The organism is Citrobacter sp. Cpo103 (assembly GCF_030332605.1).
GTDB classification, from domain to species: Bacteria; Pseudomonadota; Gammaproteobacteria; order Enterobacterales; family Enterobacteriaceae; genus Citrobacter; species Citrobacter portucalensis.
In genome coordinates this window covers 303,879-318,571 of sequence record NZ_JAOWHO010000035.1, presented here as the reverse complement: position 1 = coordinate 318,571, position 14,693 = coordinate 303,879, and the positions used below count along the sequence as shown (strand labels likewise).

The window sequence follows — 14,693 nt, the reverse complement described above, 5'->3', positions numbered from 1 at the left end:
TGGACAAGGAAGTCCCAGCAATATTACTGTTGAGGAGGAACCGGGAATCCCTTCAGGGAAATTACGAAATTCTCACCGTCTTTCTTAATTTTTGCCCCGGCATCACACCAGTCGGAGGCAATACGGAAGAACTCATCGCTGCCGACATTCCAGCTCAGACGAACATGTTTCACATAACCGGAACGCAGCATTTCACAAGCTTCGCCGTAATTACAGGCGGTTGAGAGCGGTTGTTGTTTCATTTTTTCTTCTTCAGTAGTCTGCGCAACGCTTTGATTTCTTTAGGAGTCAGTGCTTCAACTACGGACTCTTCCGTATGCTGGCTATCGATATCCTCAGCGGAGACTCCCGCCTCTTCAACGGCGGTAAACGCAATCAGCAGCAGTTTTTCCGTCGCAACACTTAAATTTTCGTTATGCACTTCAGCGTAATGGCGAAGCTTTTCTTTTAGCGCCTCATCAATTTTGACATTCAATACAGCGGTCGACATCGTAGAAAATCCTTGTGGTCAGCCAAAACACACCGAATGTAAGACCCTGTCGTTACAGCGCGATGGCGGCGGCAAAAGCATCAAATAACATCCCCGAAACACATTGACAGCATTTGATGACAATAAAATGACAATACGATGACAAAGAAAAGAAGATAAGCAGAAGGGAAATTGCCGGACGGCAGAATTGGGTGGGGGCCCTGCCAGCTACATCCCGGCACACACGTCATCTGCCTTGGCTGCTTCCTTCCGGACCTGACCTGGTAAACAGAGTAGTGTTGCGGGAGAACCAACAGAGCCCCCATTGAGAGCGTTGTTAACCAACGCGCAGGCGCATTATCACTGCTGCACCCTGTAATTGCAACCCATCCAGCATCGGATGCTGTTTTCTTGTGCAATGCAGCTTCACTCCTTCGCCATTCAGCATTATGCTGGAGGATTAGCGCAGGAATAAATAATGGATATACAAGACTCTTTCCCCCAACGCGTCTGGCAAATCGTCGCGTCAATCCCCGAAGGTTTCGTCACCACGTATGGCGATGTTGCCAGGCTTGCCGGTTCGCCGCGTGCTGCGCGCCAGGTAGGCGGCGTGCTTAAGCGTCTCCCCGAAGGCAGCACTCTGCCCTGGCATCGGGTGGTCAATCGCCATGGTACCATTTCGCTGACCGGCCCCGACCTGCAACGGCAGCGTCAGGCGTTACTGGCAGAGGGAATTGTGGTTTCTGGAAGCGGACAGATCGATTTACAGCGTTATCGCTGGGTGTACTAACCCTCTCCAGGCGGAGAGGGTTACGACTACCTTAGTACTGCGTGGGGGCAGGAAGGGCAGAAGACGGATTCACCTGGGTTGGTGACGTTGACGGCACCGTGGTGGCAGCCCCACCGCTCGCCTGAACCGGTACTGCCGTTTGCTGTACAGGGACCAGCGTCAGGTCAGCTTTTGTACCACCCTGATTAATGACCGTCTGAACGGTATCAGTAATAAAGACCAGTTTGTCATTAACCGTAATTGCCGCACTCAGCAGAATACGAGCGTTAGGCTGAATATCTGCTGGATTAAACGGTAATACGAAGCTGAATGGCGCCTGCTTGCCTTCAGTACGGACCGCTTTTTGCGACAGCACTTTTGACGGCGCATCGGCCAGCGACGCATCTGACAGCGTGACGGTCAGCACCGCATCGGGTGGCAAGGCCACTTTCTGGCGGATCCATACCGTACCAGAAACATTTGGCTGTTGAATTTTAGACTGTGTGTCAGCAATTGACGTATTAGGGCTTGGCGCAGGTGTCTGAATATCTGCACTTTTATCAGCACAGGCCGCCAGAGCGACCGCAACCGCTAAACCACTTACCATGTGCACGAGTTTCATTAAATTCTCCTTATCATCTATGCACCAGCGAGAACTTTCCTCGCCAGAAGAGTGGTTAACAAAAACATAACGTGACTAAGTGTGGCACAAGACAGCTGTTTTTGCCTGTAATAGGCCTTTAATTCAGACAATTGCACCCATCGGACCACTTTCAAAATTGCGTTATACTCTGCCTACCTCGCTGCGAGAACGATATAACCTGGAGAGCACGTATGAGTCTGGCGCTGAAAAATTTGCTGACATTGTTAAATCTGGAAAAAATTGAAGAAGGACTCTTTCGGGGCCAAAGTGAAGACTTAGGGTTGCGTCAGGTTTTTGGGGGACAGGTTGTCGGTCAGGCGCTGTATGCCGCCAAAGAAACCGTACCGGAAGAGCGTCTGGTCCACTCTTTTCACAGCTATTTTTTACGCCCCGGCGATAGCCAAAAGCCCATCATCTATGATGTTGAAGTCTTGCGTGATGGTAACAGCTTCAGCGCGCGCCGCGTTGCCGCAATTCAGAATGGTAAACCCATTTTTTACATGACCGCCTCTTTCCAGGCACCCGAAGACGGATTTGAACATCAGAAAACCATGCCGGATGCGCCGGGTCCCGATGAGCTGAAATCAGAAACGGAAATTGCCCGTTCAGTGGCGCATTTACTGCCGCCGCTGTTGAAAGAAAAATTTATCAACGATCGTCCGTTGGAAGTGCGCCCGGTTGAATTTCATAACCCCTTAAAAGGTCACGTCGCACCTCCGGCGCGCCAGGTATGGATCCGCGCAAACGGTGAGCTGCAGGACGATCTGCGCGTCCATCAATATCTGCTGGGTTATGCCTCAGACCTGAACTTCCTGCCTGTTGCGCTGCAGCCGTACGGGATTGGTTTTCTGGAGAAAGGGATTCAGATCGCCACCATTGACCATTCAATGTGGTTCCACCGTCCGTTCAATATTAATGAGTGGCTGTTGTATAACGTCGAGAGCACTTCGGCCTCCGGTGCCCGGGGTTTTGTACGCGGGGAGTTTTATACCCAGGACGGTGTACTGGTCGCCTCTACCGTGCAGGAAGGGGTAATGCGTAATCGCAATTGAAAATTACCGGATGGTGGCGCAAAAGCGTTGCCATCCGGCAGATTGAAACATCAAGCGTTGTAGGCGTTTTCGCCGTGACTGTTCACATCCAGACCTTCGCGTTCCTGCTCTTCCGGTACGCGCAGACCCACCGTCATATCTGCCAGCTTATAGCCAATGAAGGCCACCACGCCGGACCAGACGATGGTGATCGCCACGCTTTCCAGTTGCACCAGCAGCTGATGCCCCATGGTCACGCCCTCGGCAAAGCCCACGCCGCCCAGAGAGCTCGCAGCGAAAACGCCGGTCAGGATGCAGCCAACAATACCGCACACGCCGTGCACGCCAAACACATCACACGGATCGTCCACGCGCAGAAAACGCTTCAGCATGGTCACACCCCACAGGCCAGCCAGCCCCGCAACGACACCGATAATCAGCGCTCCTCCGACACCAATGTAGCCACATGCAGGTGTTACGCCCACCAGACCTGCAATAGCACCAGAACAAGCGCCCAGCAGAGACGGTTTGCCACGCAGCGCCCATTCACCGAAGATCCATCCGAGGATGGCGGCAGCGGTGGCGACCACGGTATTGACGAAGGCCAGTGCGGCAATTTCATTCGCCGTTCCCGCTGAACCGGCGTTAAAGCCAAACCAACCAATGTAGAGAATAGCGGTACCGGTGAAGACCATCGGCAGGTTATGCGGTTTAAAGGCTTCTTTGCCAAAACCGACGCGTTTGCCAATCAGATACGCACCAACCAGACCAGCAATCGCTGCGTTGATGTGCACGACCGTCCCGCCGGCAAAATCCAGTGCGCCGTGAGAAGCCAGTAAGCCGCCGCCCCAGACCATATGGGCAATGGGGATGTACGACAACGTTAACCACACCACCACAAAAATCAGCACTGCAGAGAAACGAATACGCTCAGCAAGAGCCCCGACAATCAGCCCAACGGTGATGCAGGCAAAAGATCCCTGAAAAGCAACGTGAATGTATTGGTAGAAGCTCCCCGTGACCGCCGTCAGCTCGATGTTCTTCAGCAATACCCAGTTGAAGTTGCCGAAGAAATTATTCCCTTCGCCAAAGGCCAGTGAGTAGCCATAAACCACCCATAGAATACAAACCAGAGCGAATGTCACCGTCACCTGAGTCAGCATCGACAGCACGTTCTTACCGCGAATCAAACCGCCGTAGAACAACGCAATGCCAGGGATAGTCATAAACAGCACCAGCGCGGTACAGATCATCATAAAAGCGTTATCTGCTTTATCCGCAACCGCCGGTGCCGCCATCGCCAGTCCCGGCAGTAGCGCCAGTGAAGCAATACCTGTTTTCATCGTTGCTATCTTCATTTTTTGGTTTCCTATCACTGTGTGCCAGAAGTTACAGTGCGGCTTCGTCGGCTTCGCCGGTACGAATACGAATCACACGTTGCAGCTCGGCGACGAAGATTTTGCCGTCGCCAATTTTTCCGGTGTATGCCGCCTTACTGATGACATCAATCACGCCATCCAGTTGGTCGTCGGCAATCGCCACATCAATCTTCACCTTTGGCAGAAAATTGACGCTATATTCAGCCCCACGGTACAGCTCAGCATGACCTTTCTGTCGGCCAAACCCCTTCACTTCGGTGACGGTCAGCCCCTGAATACCAATAGACGACAGTGCTTCACGGACGTCTTCCAGTTTGAACGGTTTGATTACCACGGTAACCAGCTTCATAGATCCCCTCCAGTCAGAATTCAGTAGTGGCTGCAGATACACGAGAGGAATATTGCAAGGGATGTGCCAGGAATGAAAAACGCGGAATGATTCAGGTTCGCAGGGTACAGCCAGGAGAGAAAAAGAAAAAACGCACTATAACGGTGCATAGTGCGTTACATTTTTGCACCAGATTGTTGATTGCCGGATGGCGGCGTAAACGCCTTACCCGACCTACGACTCCGCGTGGCCGGATAAGCGCTGCGCCGTCAGGCGATAACAGAATCCTCTTGCGTACTGGCTGCCAGCTCTTCGCCCGCCAGCTGCAACTGATACATCTGCCAGTAACGGCCTTGCGCCGCCAGTAATTGCTGGTGCGTACCACGCTCAACCGCCTGACCGCGATGTAACACCAGAATGGTATCCGCATCGACAATCGTCGATAACCGATGCGCAATCACCACCAGCGTAGTGTGTTCACGGACCGCCGCCAGCGCGTGCTGAATGGCCTGCTCAGTACCGGAATCAATACTGGCAGTGGCTTCATCGAGGATCAGCACCTGCGGCGTTTCAACCAATACCCGCGCCAGCGCCAGCAGTTGTTTCTGCCCAACGGAGAGATTATTGCCCTGCTCGCCCAGCCGGGTATGAATCCCCTCGCTCAAACCCCGAGCCAGTTCTGCCAGTTGCACAGTCTCCAGCGCCTGCCAGACCCGCTCTTCTGAGATATCGCGACCCAGCGTGACGTTTGCCAGGAAGGTATCCGCCATCACCACCGGATCCTGCTGCACCATCGCGATGCCCTGACGTAACGCACCGTGGCTCAGAGAAGACAACGGACGTCCGTCAAGGCGGATTTCCCCCTGCGTCAGCGGGTAATATCCCATCAGCAGGCTGGCCAGCGTGCTTTTGCCGCTGCCTGTGTGTCCGACCAAAGCCACAAAGCTGCGCGAAGGCACGGACAGACTGATGTTTTGCAGCACCAGATTGTCGTCGCGATAGGCAAATGAAACGTTATCCACCTCAATGTCTCCGCTTTTGAGCGGGCGATCGTCTTCACCATAGCGCTGACGAGGCCCGTCCATCAGTTCGAACACTCGCTCACCAGCGACAACCGCCTGCTGCAGCATTGATTGCTGGGTGGTCAGCTCGATCAGCGGTTCGTTCAAACGGCCGAGGTAGCTGATGAACGCGTACAGCACGCCAACCTCAATGGAGGTGCCAGAGGTAAAACTGAACAGCATCAGCAAGCCGCAGAGGATCAGCGCCGAGAAAAGGCTCAGCAGCGGACGCAGCAAAAAACCATCCAGTCGCAGGGTTTGCATGCGCGCCATATAGTGCGAGCGGCTGGCCTCGCCCATTCTCTCGCCAAACCTTGCCTGCTGGCGGAACTGCTGGATAACGCTCATGCCGTTGATGACTTCGTTAAAGCCATCGTTAATATCCGCCAGATAAGCGCGCACCCGACGCACAATCGGGGTGCTGTAGCGTTGGTAAATAACCATCACCACCAGCACGGCCGGGAAAATGGCCATCGCCACCAGCGCCATACGCCACTCGAGGCTGAACATCGCGACCAGCATGGCGCCAATTAAGGCCGCGCTGCGCAGAACCGTTGCGACCACCGTCACGTACAGGTCACGAATCACTTCGGTGTCATTGGTCACGCGGGAGATAAGCTGCCCGACGGGCTGAGTATCAAAGGCGCTGAGCGGCTGGCGCAGCGCAGCGTCCATTACGTCGGTACGTAACTGTTGTACTACGCCAACCGCCGCCTGGTTAAACAGTAACGACTGCGCGTAATGCAGCCCTGCCGCCAGCAGTTGCAGACCGACATAGGCGGCAACCAGCCCGGCAACCATCGCCAGCGGCAGATTGTTCTTCGCCACCATGTTATCGATAAAATAGCTAATCAGCAGCGGGCCGCTGACTTCCGCCGCAGCCGCCACCCACAACATGACGACCGCAATCGCCAGCTGTTTTCGCCATGGTGAACCGTATGCCAGTAACCTTTTCAGAGTTGGCCATAATTGCCCAAAACTACGCATTAGCCACCTCCTCGTTTATCTCTGGCGCATCAGACAGTGCCGCTTCCAGTTGCTGATAGCGGTACATATCACGATACCAGCCAGGCTGCTGCACTAAAGAATCATGCTCACCGCGCTGGGCAATATGCCCATGCTGCATCACGATAATCTCGCTGGCTTCCGTCAGGGCCGATAAACGGTGAGCGCTAATAATTACGGTTCGGCCTTCGCCCCACTGGCGCAGGTTATGCAGGATCTGATGTTCGGTACGACCATCTACCGCCGACAACGCATCATCCAGAATCAGGATTTCAGCGTTCAGCAGTAACGCTCGAGCGATAGAAATACGCTGTTTTTGCCCGCCAGACAGCATCACCCCGCGTTCGCCCACTTCGGTGTCGTAGCCCTGCGGAAGACGTAAAATATCCTCATGAACGCTGGCAAGACGCGCCACATGCTCGATCTCTTCCTGCGTGGCCTGCGGACGTCCTAAGGCGATGTTATTACCGACGGTATCGGAAAACAGGAATGGCGTCTGGCTGACAACCGCCAGTCGGCTGCGCCAGCTATCCAGCTGTAAGCGCGTTAATGGGATATCATGAAAGCGCACATCGCCCTGGGTGATATCAAAATGACGCTGGATCAGCGACAGCACCGTACTTTTTCCCGAGCCGGTCGGACCACAGATGCCCAGCATCTGTCCAGGTTTGAGCTGGAAATTCACATTTTCCAGCGCCGGGTGGGTGGTTTGCGGGTAACAAAATTCGCGAATCGCCACCGCCAGCTCGCCGCGTCCTTCCGGCACCGGTTCAGTACCGTCATCCACTACCGGCGCTTCTGCCAGCATGGCGCGAATTCGGCTATACGCGGCGCTGCCGCGTTCGACGATGTTAAACATCCAGGCCAGCGCCAGCATCGGCCAAATCATCAGACCGAGATACATCATAAAGCTGGTGAGCTGCCCGAGCGTCAGCGAGCCGTGTACCACCATCCAGCTTCCCCCGGCAATCGCCAGCAGGTTAGCCATACCAATGGCGATATAAATCGTGGGATCAAAGCGGGCGTCAATGCGCGCCACGCGCAGGTTTTTCTTACCGGTATCTTCAGCATCAGCGGCAAATAATGCCGACTGTCGATCCTCCAGACCAAAGGCCTTGATCATACGAATACTGGTCAGGCTTTCCTGAGTACGATCGTTGAGACTGGAAAACGCCGCCTGCGCCAGCTTAAAACGGTTATGGAGTCGATCGCCGTAACGTTTGATCATCAACGCCATCACCGGCATCGGCAGCAGCGCAATCAACGTCAGTTGCCAGCTTATCTGCGTTGACATCACGATCAGCACCGCACACCCCATGACCAGCGAATCCACCAGCGTCAGCACCCCTTCTCCGGCGGCAAATACGACGCGATCGACATCGTTGGTTGCCCGCGCCATCAGATCGCCCGTACGGTGCCGCAGATAAAATTCTGGATGCTGGCGACTCAACTGACGGTAATAATCTTCCCGCAGCTCAACCGCCAGTTGGTAGGATGCGCCAAACAGCAGCACGCGCCAGACATAGCGCAGCAAATAAACCACCACGGCAATCAGGGCAATTGTCCCCACCCACATCAGCAGCCGCTCGGTGGAGAAACGTTGAGTCGTCACGCCATCCACAATGATCCCGACCACTTTCGGCGGAATAAGCTGAAGGATAGCGATGATGATAAGCAAGGCCACTGCCCCGAGGTAGCGACGCCACTCCCGGCGGAAGTACCAGCTTAATTGAGCAAATAATCGCACGCGTTATGTCCTGACAAGATTTCCGGCAATAAGCGCCGGGAGAATTATTCAATAGGTAGAGCAGTTGTGTATTTAATCTGTTCCATGGCAAAGCTGGAGGTGACGTCAGACAGGCCCGGTACGCTATTCACCAGGCGCTTATAGAATTCATCATAGCTTTTCATATCAGCAACCTGCACTCGCATCAGGTAGTCATACTCCCCTGCCATACGCCAGAACCCCAGAACCTCGGGCATTCCGGTCACTTCAGTGACAAAGCGGCAATACCATTCGCTGCTGTGATGCTGAGTTTTGATCAGCACAAACGCGGTGAGTCCCAGCCCCAGTTTTTCTGGATCCAACAGGGCGACTCTGCCCAGCAGGATACCGTCATCCTCAAGTCGTTTGAGACGTTTCCAGCAGGGGGTGGTAGTCAGATTAACGGCATCTGCTAATGCCTGCAAAGAAAGGGTGCAGTCCTGTTGCAGCAAGCCGAGTAGCTTGCGGTCAATTTTGTCTAACATATCCACTCCACAGAGAAGAATTTTCTCCTTACATTCTATTTTAAAGGCTAAATGGCAACAATTTTTTCCGTGCTTTTCGCTATTCTGGGCACAAAATGACAAATGGATATCTATTAATGATGAATAGCTCCTGGGTTAAAAACGCCATCAATGAAATCAACGCGGATTATCAGCGTTCTGCGGATACGCATCTCATTCGCCTGTCGCTACCGGCGTTCCCGGGCATTCAGCTCTATTTAAAAGATGAGAGCACGCATCCGACCGGGAGTCTGAAGCATCGTCTGGCGCGCTCACTGTTTCTGTACGGATTGTGCAATGGCTGGATCAAAGAAGGCACCACCATCATTGAATCATCGTCCGGTTCAACGGCGGTCTCTGAGGCTTATTTCGCTCGACTGTTAGGGTTGCCATTTATTGCCGTCATGCCTTCCTGTACGGCAAAACGTAAGGTTGAACAGATTGAATTTTACGGCGGTCGCTGTCATTTCGTGGAAAGCGCCTGCGAAATCTATGCGGCCTCTGAGCAACTGGCGCGTGAGCTGAACGGTCATTACATGGACCAGTTCACTTACGCTGAGCGCGCCACCGACTGGCGCGGGAATAATAATATCGCCGACAGCATCTTTCGTCAGATGCAGTGCGAGCCCAACCCCGTTCCCCGCCATATTGTGATGAGCGCCGGAACCGGTGGCACCTCAGCAACCATTGGCCGCTATATCCGCTGTCAGGGCTACGACACTCAACTGATGGTAGTGGACCCGGAAAACTCGGTCTTTCTGCCCTTCTGGCAGGATCGCGATGCCACGTTACGCAGTCCGGTAGGAAGTAAAATTGAAGGCATTGGCCGCCCGCGTGTCGAACCGTCTTTCATTCCTGACGTGGTCGATGAAATGCTGCGCGTGCCGGATGCCGCAAGCGTGGCCACCGCACACTGGCTGGAAACGCAGTTGGGCCGTAAAGTCGGCGCCTCTACGGGTACCAATATGTGGGGAACGCTGCAACTTGCCGCCCGTATGCGCGATGCCGGAGAAAGCGGCTCACTGGTGACGCTGTTGTGTGACAGCGGCGAACGCTATCTGGAAACCTACTACAACCCACAGTGGGTCGACGCGCACATCGGTGATTTAACGCCGTGGAAAGCGGAGCTCGCCCGACTACTGAACACCCATTAATGGGATAAAAAAAAGCCAGACGCGAAGTCTGGCTTGCTGGAAGGGATCTCTCATTCGGGGGAATAAGGTAGATGTGGATTGTCCAGCCAATGCGTCAAAAAGTGTGACACTGCCTGATTACGGCAATGCCCAATCACCGATAAATGAGGCAGTTCAGCAATCAGTTGCGGCATCGCGTTACCCATAATCAGGCCGCGCCCAACGCTGCCTAACATTTCGCGATCGTTCATGGCATCGCCAAACGCCATACACTCGGCCATTGAATAACCTAAATGGTCGCTCAACACCGCCAATGCCGATCCTTTATTACAGCCCAGCGGCAGCACCTCAAGGCAATCAAACGCGGAAAAACAGAGATTCGCCTGTTCACCCAGCGCTTCATTCAGTTGAATTCGCAATTGGATCAAAGAGTCATGATCGCCGCAGAAACAGACTTTCGTGACCTGATGCGCCGGAATACGTTTCACATCGACGATCTGGTAGCGAAATCCGCTATACACATGCGCCTGCAGCAGCGAGGGGATCTCTTGTCCGGTGAACCAACCGTTGTCATTAAAGACATGCATGCTGGCGGTAGTGTCCCACTTCTGATGCAACACAATATCCGCGACATTCGGATCCAGATCCTGACGGTGTAACACATCGCCCTCAAGAGAGTGAATACGCGTGCCATTACCCGTGATCAAAAAGGCGTCCAGTGAGATCGAGCCTAAAATATGGCGCATCTCAAGCACATGTCGGCCGGTAGCAAATGTCAGAGTAATATCGCGTTCACGCAGGCGCGACAGCGTTGAAAGCGTTTCGTCACCTAAATGGTGATTCGGCATCAAAAGGGTGCCATCCATATCAAATGCAGCCAGACGAGCCATTTCTTTCTCCACACTGTGACGCGGTTAACTTGTGATCCAGTATCACCTGAGATATACGGAAGTAATAGTGAATAGATAAAATGAATTGTTCCGGGTTTCTCTACGCATAAACCGTTAACGGACATCCTGAAGGAAAAAGTATCAATGCGTCTGCTTAATCGCCTGAACCAGTACCAACGCCTGTGGCTGCCCTCGAACGGCGAACCGCAGTCGGTGACCGTCGGGGAACTGGCCGAACGCTGTTTTTGTAGCGAACGCCATGTGCGTACCCTGCTAAAGCAAGCGCAGGATGCGGGCTGGCTGGAGTGGCATGCCCAGTCGGGGCGCGGGAAACGCGGGCAACTGCGGTTTTTAGTGACGCCAGATTCACTGCGCAACACCATGATGGAACAGGCGCTGCAAAAGGGAGAGCAGCTTAGCGTACTGGAACTGGCTCAGTTGGCTCCGGGCGAATTAAGAACACTGCTACAACCGTTTATGGGCGGTCAGTGGCAAAACGACACGCCAACCCTACGTATCCCCTATTACCGCCCGCTCGACCCCTTGCACCCCGGTTTTCTCCCTGGTCGCGCGGAGCAACACCTCGCCGGACAAGTTTTCTCTGGCCTGACCCGGTTTGACAGCACTACGCAACGTCCTTGTGGAGACTTAGCCCACCACTGGAATATTTCCGCTGACGGCCTGCGCTGGGATTTCTATATTCGTTCCACCCTGCATTGGCATAACGGTGATACGGTAAGCAGCTCACAGCTACATCAGCAGTTGCTGAAGCTGTTAGAACTCCCCGCGCTGAATAAGCTGTTTATCAGCGTAAAGCGCATTGAGGTGACGCATCCCCAGTGTCTGACCTTTATTCTGCATCGTCCCGACTTCTGGCTGGCGCACCGTCTGGCAAGCTACAGCAGTCACCTGGCGCATCCTGAGTACCCGTTTGTGGGTACCGGCCCGTTCCGGTTGACGCTGTTTACTCCTGAGCTGGTGCGTATCGAGAGCCATGATCACTACCATCTGAGTCATCCGTTGCTAAAAGCCATTGAATACTGGATAACCCCACAGCTCTTCTCCCAGGATCTGGGCACCAGCTGTCGCCATCCGGTGCAAATTGCGATTGGTAAACCCGAAGAGTTGCCTATGCTAAGCCAGGTAAGCAGCGGGATCAGTCTTGGTTTTTGTTATCTCACGCTCAGAAAAAGCGCGCACCTGAATACGCAGCAGGCCCGTAGACTGATCAATATCATCCACCGTTCTTCCCTGCTACAAACGCTTGAAGTGGATGAAAATCTGATCACGCCAAGCAATGCACTGCTCCCCGGATGGACTATCCCACAATGGGATGAACTCGATGAGGTGGCATTACCGGAAAAGCTGACGCTGGCTTATCACCTGCCGGTAGAACTTCACGCTATGGCTGAACAGCTTCGCCAGGCGCTGGCGCTGCTCGGCTGTGAATTAACGCTTATTTTTCATAATGCTAAAAACTGGGATGGCGATCATCCCTTAGCCCAGGCCGACCTGATGATGGGCGACAGGCTGATTGGTGAGGCACCTGAATATACTCTCGAACAGTGGTTGCGCTGCGATCAGCTCTGGTCACATGTATTGAATGCGCCAGCATACACGCATTTGCAAACGACCCTGGATGCCCTTCAAATCCAGGCCGATGAGGACGATCGCCACGCTGCTTTACAACAAGTTTTCGCCACGCTAATGCATGACGCTACCCTGACCCCACTGTTCAATTATCACTATCGCATCAGCGCGCCACCGGGCGTGAACGGCGTACGCCTGAATCCTCGTGGCTGGTTCGAGTTTACCGAAGCCTGGCTGCCACCTCCTTCAGCGTGAAGAAGCTGGTCGACGGCACGTCCAGGCGCTACCATAAGGGCTTCGTTATTTTGTCAGGAAAAGCCATGAAACGTGCCGTTGTTGTATTCAGTGGAGGTCAGGACTCCACGACTTGTCTGGCGCAAGCGCTGCATCAGTATGATGAAGTGCACTGCGTGACCTTTGATTATGGTCAGCGCCATCGCGCTGAGATTGATGTCGCACGTGACCTGGCCTTAAAACTTGGCGCGCGGGCGCACAAAGTACTTGATGTCACATTGCTCAGTGAACTGGCTGTCAGCAGCCTGACCCGCGATAACATTCCGGTACCCGATTACGAACCGGATGCGAACGGCATTCCCAATACCTTTGTGCCAGGACGCAATATTCTGTTCTTAACGCTGGCAGCAATTTACGCGTACCAGGTGCAGGCAGAAGCGGTCATTACCGGCGTTTGTGAGACCGATTTCTCCGGCTATCCGGACTGTCGCGATGAGTTCGTTAAAGCCCTGAACCATGCTGTAAGCCTGGGGATGGCGAAAGATATTCGCTTTGAAACCCCACTGATGTGGATCGATAAAGCCGAAACCTGGGCACTGGCCGATTATTGGGGCAAGCTGGACCTGGTACGCGAAGAAACGCTGACCTGCTATAACGGAATCAAAGGTGACGGTTGCGGTCAATGTGCGGCGTGTAATCTGCGTGCCAACGGCCTGAACCATTATCTGGCGGATAAACCGGCAGTGATGGCGGCAATGAAACAGAAAACCGGGTTAAAGTGATTGTATTGCCGGATTGCGCTTTGCTTATCCGGCCTACAGACAGTTGCAGCAACTCATGTAGGCCGGATAAGACGCTTGAGCGTCACCTTCCGGCAATCGCAGCCACTACTGCACCATCTGCTCCAGTTTTTCGCGCAACTCCCCTTCCAGCGGCAACGCTTTTTGCGTTTTCAAATCAATACAGACGAACGTAATCAGCGCGTCTGCCACCACCTGCCCTTCCGGCTCCAGGGTAATGGTCTGGTTTAACACGCCACTTTTGCCATTTAACTGTTGAACCTGACTGGTGATGGTCAGCAGGTCGCTCAGCACCGCAGGTCGCCGGTAGTTGATATTAATATTCACGACCACAAAAGCGATGTTGTGTGCGGTCATCCACTGAAAGCTGTCGCTGTTTTCCAGACCATCCCAGCGGGCCTCTTCCAGAAACTCCAGATAGCGGGCATTGTTAACGTGCTGATAGACATCAAGATGAAAACCACGGACTTTGATTTGTGTTTGCATAGCGCAGGAGCCTTACGTTGTTTTTATATGAACAGACTTTTGAGTAAAGAGGTCATAACTGGTATGACCTCTACAGTCTGGCAAACTTTCAGCGCTCTGCAAGTTATTAAAGTGTTAAAACTGCCAAGTTACGCTCAACCAGTGAACTGCCCATGCCCGGCACCTGTTTTAAATCATCCACCGTTTTAAACGGCCCGTACTCCTCACGATAGCTCACAATCGCCTGCGCTTTCTTTAGACCCACGCCATTCATAACTCGCGCTAAATCCTCCGCAGAAGCGCTGTTGATGCTTACCCTGGTGCCCTCATCGTCGCTTGCTTTAGCGGGCAGTGTGGCTTTGCTTTGTGCCGCCCCTGGGTTTTCCGCTTTGGTTTGAGTCGCCTGGCTTTTGGCGACAGGCTCAGCCGCCAATGCGGTTTGGGCCATACCAGCGCAGGTCAATGAAAGAGTGATAAGCAGAGCTTTGATTCCATGTTTCATACTGTTTTCTCCTTGTTTGTTAACAGTGGAATCACGATAGCGAGGTGCAGAACGGCAGACAAACGGCAAATATCAGAAATGGAAAAGGCCGCGAAAGCGGCCTTTGGTAGATACAACTTTTTGCAA

At 53.6% G+C, this 14,693-nt stretch carries 16 protein-coding genes and 1 other RNA gene; 5 read left to right on the top strand and 12 right to left on the bottom strand.

Annotated elements, in window-relative coordinates; all coding sequences use genetic code 11:
- Nucleotides 1-23: 23 nt before the first annotated feature.
- From OGX89_RS18095 to ffs, 3 genes are all read right to left on the bottom strand, one after another.
- Entirely contained in the window at nucleotides 24-242 is a 219-nt protein-coding gene (locus tag OGX89_RS18095) for a hypothetical protein (protein WP_003831030.1), read from the bottom strand.
- Nucleotides 239-490: a hypothetical protein gene (locus tag OGX89_RS18090; RefSeq protein ID WP_003831029.1), complete on the bottom strand. Its 252-nt coding sequence runs from the start codon at nucleotides 488-490 to the stop codon at nucleotides 239-241. Before OGX89_RS18090 ends, OGX89_RS18095 begins: the two co-directional genes overlap by 4 nt.
- Before the next feature lie 198 nt (nucleotides 491-688).
- Nucleotides 689-785: signal recognition particle sRNA small type (gene ffs / locus OGX89_RS18085), an RNA gene on the bottom strand.
- A gap of 162 nt (nucleotides 786-947) precedes the next feature.
- Between ffs and OGX89_RS18080 the strand changes: the two genes are divergently transcribed.
- Nucleotides 948-1,259: an MGMT family protein gene (locus OGX89_RS18080; protein WP_003831028.1), complete on the top strand. Its 312-nt coding sequence runs from the start codon at nucleotides 948-950 to the stop codon at nucleotides 1,257-1,259.
- 31 nt (nucleotides 1,260-1,290) lie between these two features.
- Here OGX89_RS18080 and OGX89_RS18075 read toward each other — a convergent pair whose 3' ends face one another.
- On the bottom strand, nucleotides 1,291-1,860 hold the full coding sequence (locus tag OGX89_RS18075; RefSeq protein ID WP_126955916.1) for a YbaY family lipoprotein: 570 nt from the start codon (nucleotides 1,858-1,860) through the stop codon (nucleotides 1,291-1,293).
- A 212-nt stretch (nucleotides 1,861-2,072) separates the two neighbouring features.
- Here OGX89_RS18075 and tesB point away from each other — a divergent pair, with 212 nt between their 5' ends.
- The gene (tesB, locus tag OGX89_RS18070; RefSeq protein ID WP_003831027.1) at nucleotides 2,073-2,933 is read left to right on the top strand and encodes an acyl-CoA thioesterase II; all 861 of its coding nucleotides are present in this window, start codon (nucleotides 2,073-2,075) and stop codon (nucleotides 2,931-2,933) included.
- A 50-nt stretch (nucleotides 2,934-2,983) separates the two neighbouring features.
- Here the strand turns inward: tesB and amtB are convergent, their stop codons facing one another.
- The 5 genes from amtB to decR all read right to left on the bottom strand — a co-directional run bounded on the left by amtB (nucleotide 2,984) and on the right by decR (nucleotide 8,935).
- Complete coding sequence (amtB, locus tag OGX89_RS18065) at nucleotides 2,984-4,270, bottom strand: ammonium transporter AmtB (RefSeq protein WP_126319016.1); 1,287 nt, start codon at nucleotides 4,268-4,270, stop codon at nucleotides 2,984-2,986.
- A 31-nt stretch (nucleotides 4,271-4,301) separates the two neighbouring features.
- Nucleotides 4,302-4,640 carry a P-II family nitrogen regulator gene (gene glnK, locus OGX89_RS18060; RefSeq protein WP_003021657.1) on the bottom strand — a complete coding sequence of 113 codons (339 nt, stop codon included), beginning with the start codon at nucleotides 4,638-4,640 and terminating at the stop codon, nucleotides 4,302-4,304.
- 248 nt (nucleotides 4,641-4,888) lie between these two features.
- Nucleotides 4,889-6,667, bottom strand: coding sequence for a SmdB family multidrug efflux ABC transporter permease/ATP-binding protein (locus OGX89_RS18055; RefSeq protein WP_008783952.1), 1,779 nt, complete (start codon nucleotides 6,665-6,667; stop codon nucleotides 4,889-4,891).
- Nucleotides 6,660-8,432, bottom strand: a complete 1,773-nt coding sequence (locus tag OGX89_RS18050) for a SmdA family multidrug ABC transporter permease/ATP-binding protein (protein ID WP_126955918.1) — start codon at nucleotides 8,430-8,432, stop codon at nucleotides 6,660-6,662. The genes OGX89_RS18055 and OGX89_RS18050 overlap by 8 nt, the downstream gene beginning before the upstream one ends.
- Before the next feature lie 44 nt (nucleotides 8,433-8,476).
- Nucleotides 8,477-8,935 (bottom strand): DNA-binding transcriptional regulator DecR, encoded by a 459-nt coding sequence (decR, locus tag OGX89_RS18045; RefSeq protein ID WP_003831023.1) that lies wholly within the window; start codon nucleotides 8,933-8,935, stop codon nucleotides 8,477-8,479.
- Nucleotides 8,936-9,051: 116 nt separating this feature from the next.
- On the opposite strand from decR, the gene OGX89_RS18040 reads away from it, so the two are divergent.
- Nucleotides 9,052-10,107, top strand: coding sequence for a PLP-dependent cysteine synthase family protein (locus OGX89_RS18040; RefSeq protein WP_122984023.1), 1,056 nt, complete (start codon nucleotides 9,052-9,054; stop codon nucleotides 10,105-10,107).
- Between the two features lie 50 nt (nucleotides 10,108-10,157).
- On the opposite strand, the gene cof is transcribed toward OGX89_RS18040, so the two are convergent.
- On the bottom strand, nucleotides 10,158-10,976 hold the full coding sequence (gene cof, locus OGX89_RS18035) for an HMP-PP phosphatase (protein WP_048235970.1): 819 nt from the start codon (nucleotides 10,974-10,976) through the stop codon (nucleotides 10,158-10,160).
- A 144-nt stretch (nucleotides 10,977-11,120) separates the two neighbouring features.
- On the opposite strand from cof, the gene OGX89_RS18030 reads away from it, so the two are divergent.
- Nucleotides 11,121-12,821: an SgrR family transcriptional regulator gene (locus OGX89_RS18030; protein WP_126955919.1), complete on the top strand. Its 1,701-nt coding sequence runs from the start codon at nucleotides 11,121-11,123 to the stop codon at nucleotides 12,819-12,821.
- Nucleotides 12,822-12,886: 65 nt separating this feature from the next.
- Nucleotides 12,887-13,582, top strand: a complete 696-nt coding sequence (queC, locus tag OGX89_RS18025) for a 7-cyano-7-deazaguanine synthase QueC (RefSeq protein WP_126955920.1) — start codon at nucleotides 12,887-12,889, stop codon at nucleotides 13,580-13,582.
- 105 nt (nucleotides 13,583-13,687) lie between these two features.
- Here queC and fadM read toward each other — a convergent pair whose 3' ends face one another.
- Complete coding sequence (gene fadM / locus OGX89_RS18020; RefSeq protein ID WP_003021636.1) at nucleotides 13,688-14,086, bottom strand: long-chain acyl-CoA thioesterase FadM; 399 nt, start codon at nucleotides 14,084-14,086, stop codon at nucleotides 13,688-13,690.
- Nucleotides 14,087-14,192: 106 nt separating this feature from the next.
- Nucleotides 14,193-14,567, bottom strand: coding sequence for a helix-hairpin-helix domain-containing protein (locus OGX89_RS18015; protein WP_003831017.1), 375 nt, complete (start codon nucleotides 14,565-14,567; stop codon nucleotides 14,193-14,195).
- Nucleotides 14,568-14,693 lie beyond the last annotated feature (126 nt).

Bases quoted from the DNA above. Each gene is read 5' to 3' on its own strand.
- OGX89_RS18095 (WP_003831030.1), bottom strand. From the start codon at position 242: ATGAAACAACAACCGCTCTCAACCGCCTGTAATTACGGCGAAGCTTGT.
- OGX89_RS18090 (WP_003831029.1), bottom strand. From the start codon at position 490: ATGTCGACCGCTGTATTGAATGTCAAAATTGATGAGGCGCTAAAAGAA.
- OGX89_RS18080 (WP_003831028.1), top strand. From the start codon at position 948: ATGGATATACAAGACTCTTTCCCCCAACGCGTCTGGCAAATCGTCGCG.
- OGX89_RS18075 (WP_126955916.1), bottom strand. From the start codon at position 1,860: ATGAAACTCGTGCACATGGTAAGTGGTTTAGCGGTTGCGGTCGCTCTG.
- tesB (WP_003831027.1), top strand. From the start codon at position 2,073: ATGAGTCTGGCGCTGAAAAATTTGCTGACATTGTTAAATCTGGAAAAA.
- amtB (WP_126319016.1), bottom strand. From the start codon at position 4,270: ATGAAGATAGCAACGATGAAAACAGGTATTGCTTCACTGGCGCTACTG.
- glnK (WP_003021657.1), bottom strand. From the start codon at position 4,640: ATGAAGCTGGTTACCGTGGTAATCAAACCGTTCAAACTGGAAGACGTC.
- OGX89_RS18055 (WP_008783952.1), bottom strand. From the start codon at position 6,667: ATGCGTAGTTTTGGGCAATTATGGCCAACTCTGAAAAGGTTACTGGCA.
- decR (WP_003831023.1), bottom strand. From the start codon at position 8,935: ATGTTAGACAAAATTGACCGCAAGCTACTCGGCTTGCTGCAACAGGAC.
- OGX89_RS18040 (WP_122984023.1), top strand. From the start codon at position 9,052: ATGATGAATAGCTCCTGGGTTAAAAACGCCATCAATGAAATCAACGCG.
- cof (WP_048235970.1), bottom strand. From the start codon at position 10,976: ATGGCTCGTCTGGCTGCATTTGATATGGATGGCACCCTTTTGATGCCG.
- OGX89_RS18030 (WP_126955919.1), top strand. From the start codon at position 11,121: ATGCGTCTGCTTAATCGCCTGAACCAGTACCAACGCCTGTGGCTGCCC.
- queC (WP_126955920.1), top strand. From the start codon at position 12,887: ATGAAACGTGCCGTTGTTGTATTCAGTGGAGGTCAGGACTCCACGACT.
- fadM (WP_003021636.1), bottom strand. From the start codon at position 14,086: ATGCAAACACAAATCAAAGTCCGTGGTTTTCATCTTGATGTCTATCAG.
- OGX89_RS18015 (WP_003831017.1), bottom strand. From the start codon at position 14,567: ATGAAACATGGAATCAAAGCTCTGCTTATCACTCTTTCATTGACCTGC.